The following is a 4386-nucleotide window of genomic DNA, read 5'->3' on the forward strand; positions in this document are numbered from 1 at the left end:
TTTTGTGATAGCTGAAATAAACGACGAGCATAAATCAAATTTATATCAAGAGCACTAGCAATGCTTTTCACTGTCAAGCCACCCGTTTCCATAACCCCCTCCAATCACAATTTTATATATACAATAATACCATTTTCCGCCCCAACATTGAAGCCGACTCAATCCAATTCTCCAAATTTTAGCGTATAATAAGAATCATATGGAGCGTATTCGACAGCAAAAAGAAACTGTCAAAACTGCCGCTGCTGGTATCGGCGCGCTATTGAAATTGCCGCGCTACAGCGTGCTGGCGGCGGGGTTTTCTTTGGTATTCGCCATTGTTATTTTCTTTGCGATTAACGGCAACTTCTATGGACCGTTGTTTTTATCGCGGCTGCCAATCGTCGATAAATTCGCTGTTGCCGGCAATATGCTCGCCGAACTATTCAAGCAAGGTTTCACCACGCCAAACGGCGCGCTGCTGCTAATCGTCTCTATTCTACAAGGCTTATCGCTTTCAGCTGTAATATTTACAGCACGGCGCAACAAACGCAACGAACAAGACGTAGCCCGCCAACTCAGCGTCAGCGGTATTGCCTCGATCGCTGCCGCTATCGGCCTCGGCTGCGTACCGTGCGGAACCTCATTAATCTTGCCAATTGTTACTCTGTTTTTCTCGGGCGCAGCGGCTGCTACCGCCGCCAATGTCGCCGGCACTATCGTACTCGTATTAGCGCTTGCACTTAGCCTGGCATCGCTTTACAAATCTGGACAAATCGCATTCGTTTATGCACAATTAGCCAAACAGGAGGAAAAATCATGAATCATCAACAAGAACGCGGCATTGCCCCAATTTGGATTGTTTTATCGATCATCGTCATCGGCATCGTCGCTTTATTTATCTACGGTATTGTCAACCGTCCGCCGAACCAACACATCGGCAACGGTAAACCATGGAACGAACATATGTCGCAAGGCTCGGCAGATGCGAAAAATGTGTTTATCGATTATACCGATTACTTCTGCTCGTTCTGCGCCCAGGTTGAAGACGCTACCAGCAGTGATTCTTTCAAAAACGACTATATCAAATCCGGCAAATTACGCTACGAACACCGAATCGTCACTTTGCTAAAAGATAAAGTACCAAACACCGAACAAGGCGCTAAAGCCGCGTTCTGCGCCGCCGACCAGGATAAATATTGGCAATACACTCACGACATCGTGCCGCGTATCAAAACAGACTACTTCGACAAAGGTATCGGCGTCAAAAATGTCGCTGTGCCAAAGGAAATCCCGCTGCTACCGCTCAGCTACTTCGAAACATCTGCCAAGAACGCCGGCCTGGACACCGCCAAATTCACCGATTGTATGAAAGGCGACTCCCACCAGCAAGAAATTAACGACAACACGCAAAAAGCCCTGTCGCTTGGCGTGAACGGCTTACCGTACATGGTCATCAACGACTACCAGACCAGCGGCTTCGCCGGCGGCGAGAATGGACTGAAGGCGATCTTGAAGGCTGGCGGCATTAATTAATGCTAAAATTTCTCAATTCATTTTCAGCGCCGCTGATCGGATCTTTAAGTTTCTGGCCTTTTTTATGCATCCTCTTGACCATACCATTCATCATTTCACGGCTGATCATGCGCCGGCGCGTAACGTGGTCGTATGTATTCTTTTCCTACGGCTCAATTCTCTATTTCACAGGGCTAATCTTTTTTACGTTATCGCCAGTACCAAAAGACCCGATTGCCTTTTGCCAAACATATCACATCCAGCCACAACTTATCCCCTTCAACTGGGTTAACGACGTTGTTCAGCCTAACAAAGATACCCTATATATCACGCTGCAATTAGTCATGAATATCGTTTTCTTTGTGCCGCTGGGCATTTTTATGAAAGCGTATTTTCACAAGCATTGGAAATTTGCGTTGCTAAGCGGCTTTCTTTTATCGATGCTAATAGAAGTGACGCAGCTAACTGGCGTGTTCGGTTTATATCCTTGTAGTTATCGGCTGTTTGATGTTAATGATTTAATAACCAATACCTTTGGCTGCTTGCTCGGATTTATGTTGACATGGCTAATCGGTTATAAAGTTCCCAGCGTCAAACTCAGCGACGAAAACTACGCCGCTCCTAATCGCCGCAATAAATTCTTAGCTAGCTGCATCAATATAGCCCTTATTATCTTCGCCTCAGTAGTTACCCGGTCGCTAGTTTATCCGTTTTTCATAGACACCATACAACCTGGTAGGTTCTATCTTTCAGAGCTAGGGATCTGGATTCTTATCCACTTGTTTATCATACCAAGGATTGCCAAAGGCTGGACGATTGGGAGTTATCTGGTCGGCATCCAACCGAAACGCCAGCGCAAAAGCGATAAACAACAGCCAAAAGACGACGCTAACCCAGAAAATTAACCTTTCAGCTGCCGCATAAATCCGCGCAGCTGCGACGATGTCCGTTCAATCCTTTCGCTTGTCCAGTATTTATCCGGCGTGATATTATCGTCGCCAGTTGATTCCTCTTTGTAGCGGCCGATAATCTTGCCGTTCTTGACAATCGATACGTCTGGCACAAATATCCGCGGCTTGCCGTTATCGTCTTTATCCAAATACGGTTCTAGTTTCTTGACTAATTTTTGGTAAACCTCGCTATTATTGGCGCGAGCGTCGCGGATGTTCAGGTAGTGTATTTTAGCAACACCCTCGGCGCGGGCGGCTTGGTCAACATATTCGCTCAAGCGCTGGCACCACGGACATTGCGGAAAACCCAAGAAAACCACGCCGCTGCCGTTATTAAAGATATCGAGGACTTCTTTATCGCTGGCATAAACGAAGCGATTATTCGCCGCCACTCGCGGATACTCTGATTTGAATTTGGCGGCGTCGGACATGATCTGAGATTGGTTTCTTGTGTTTTTTATATTACGATTATGTTTTGTCCAATACGATAGCCCAAACAGACCACCAATTAGTGTAACCAAGACAATGGCTAAAATTATTTTCTGTTTTCTGTTCATGGTAATTCTATAATATCGAACTGAATCATAGTTTTCCATACCCCACCGCATATGAATTAGCCGAAAGGCTACCAAAGTCATAGATGCAATGATAAACATCTCTATCATGACACCAGTGAACATCGTAGAATCCCCGAAGCAAACTATTGCAAACCCGATAAATATCGCTCCTATGCCTAAGAATGTATCGCGCCACGACATAAATGATTTTATTTTCAACGCCCCAAAACAAGCTAAAAGTAAGGATATCAGAGCTATCATCACCCTTAGCTCGCTCATACCAAGCTATTCCCACCTGAACAACTTAATCGCCGCGATGTAAACGACGACAATCCAAGCAGTAACAGTACCAATTTGTGGCAGCACTCCAATGAGGTTAGCATGCTCGGTCATAATCAGGCGAAAGCCATCAACAATCGACGACATTGGAACAAATTGTGTTACGTTACGTAGCCATTCTGGGAAAAGAAACGACGGAATAAAGGCGCCAGACAGGAACATCATCGGGAAAGAAATTAGGTTGGTTAACGGCGCAGATTGATTTTCATTCTTCGCCCAACTGCCAATCATTAAACCTAAGCCCACCATCATCATCGCCGAAACTACTGACATTAATGAAAACAGCAACCAATCGCCCCGCATATTAAAGTGGAATACTAATACGCCGACAATAACCATCATAATCAAGCTAAGCATTGAAACGATTAAATAGTGAATCGCCATAGCTATAATCAGCTGGCCCGAGGTAAACGGCGCCGCACGCAGACGGCGGTAAGATCCGCGCTGCTTTTCTGCCGGCATTTGGTTAGCCAGACCGAAGATACCCATACTCATCAAACTAAAAGCCAGCAACCCAGTAAATGTATAATCAAATGACTTTAGGTGTTCATCACCAACAGCCTTGCCAACAGCCTTCAGCGGCGCTTCTGGCTGTCCCAAATGCTTGTTTATTCCGTTGACAATTTGGCTCATTACTGCAGTTAAGGTGTTACCAGTTTGTTCCGAACCTTTGGCATACAGCACGTTGATCGTGCCCATCGGGCGAGCATCCTTGCCTTCTCCCTTCACTTCGCCAAAGCCGCTCGGTAGCTCAATGATGCCGTTCAGTTCTGAACGCTTCAACTTCTCGCGGGCCTCGTTCATATCCTTGACGTCTTTAATTTTAAGAATCGAGTCTTTGGCATTGTCTTTAGCGCCTTTGACGAAGTTTTTAGCAAATTCTGTCTGCGAATTATTGATAATCGCAATGTTGAAGCTGGTCGATTGATTATTAAAAATCGAACCGAACACCAACAAGAAGATTAGCGGAAACAGGAAGGTAAAGAACAGCGACATTTTATCGCGGATGAAACGTTTTTGCTGGGCGCGTACTTGCCCGAATACAC

General features: G+C 45.6%; 5 protein-coding genes. 3 read left to right on the plus strand and 2 right to left on the minus strand.

What is annotated here, in order from left to right:
• Positions 1-199: 199 nt before the first annotated feature.
• From G1ANC_RS03725 to G1ANC_RS03735, 3 genes are all read left to right on the plus strand, one after another.
• The gene (locus tag G1ANC_RS03725; protein ID WP_129693661.1) at positions 200-802 is read left to right on the plus strand and encodes a hypothetical protein; all 603 of its coding nucleotides are present in this window, start codon (positions 200-202) and stop codon (positions 800-802) included.
• Positions 799-1515, plus strand: a complete 717-nt coding sequence (locus G1ANC_RS03730) for a thioredoxin domain-containing protein (RefSeq protein ID WP_129693662.1) — start codon at positions 799-801, stop codon at positions 1513-1515. Before G1ANC_RS03725 ends, G1ANC_RS03730 begins: the two co-directional genes overlap by 4 nt.
• A gap of 74 nt (positions 1516-1589) precedes the next feature.
• Entirely contained in the window at positions 1590-2399 is an 810-nt protein-coding gene (locus G1ANC_RS03735; RefSeq protein WP_164998020.1) for a VanZ family protein, read from the plus strand.
• Here G1ANC_RS03735 and G1ANC_RS03740 read toward each other — a convergent pair.
• Positions 2396-3001: a thioredoxin family protein gene (locus G1ANC_RS03740; protein WP_129693664.1), complete on the minus strand. Its 606-nt coding sequence runs from the start codon at positions 2999-3001 to the stop codon at positions 2396-2398. The two genes, G1ANC_RS03735 and G1ANC_RS03740, sit on opposite strands and share 4 nt — an antisense overlap.
• A gap of 285 nt (positions 3002-3286) precedes the next feature.
• The coding region (locus G1ANC_RS03745) for an ABC transporter permease (protein WP_164998021.1) at positions 3287-4386 on the minus strand (1100 nt) is incomplete at its 5' end.

Source organism: Candidatus Nanosynsacchari sp. TM7_ANC_38.39_G1_1 (assembly GCF_004138385.1).

Excerpts from the sequence above, each read along its gene's own strand:
- G1ANC_RS03725 (WP_129693661.1), top strand. The coding sequence starts at position 200 with ATGGAGCGTATTCGACAGCAAAAAGAAACTGTCAAAACTGCCGCTGCT.
- G1ANC_RS03740 (WP_129693664.1), bottom strand. The coding sequence starts at position 3,001 with ATGAACAGAAAACAGAAAATAATTTTAGCCATTGTCTTGGTTACACTA.
- G1ANC_RS03730 (WP_129693662.1), top strand. The coding sequence starts at position 799 with ATGAATCATCAACAAGAACGCGGCATTGCCCCAATTTGGATTGTTTTA.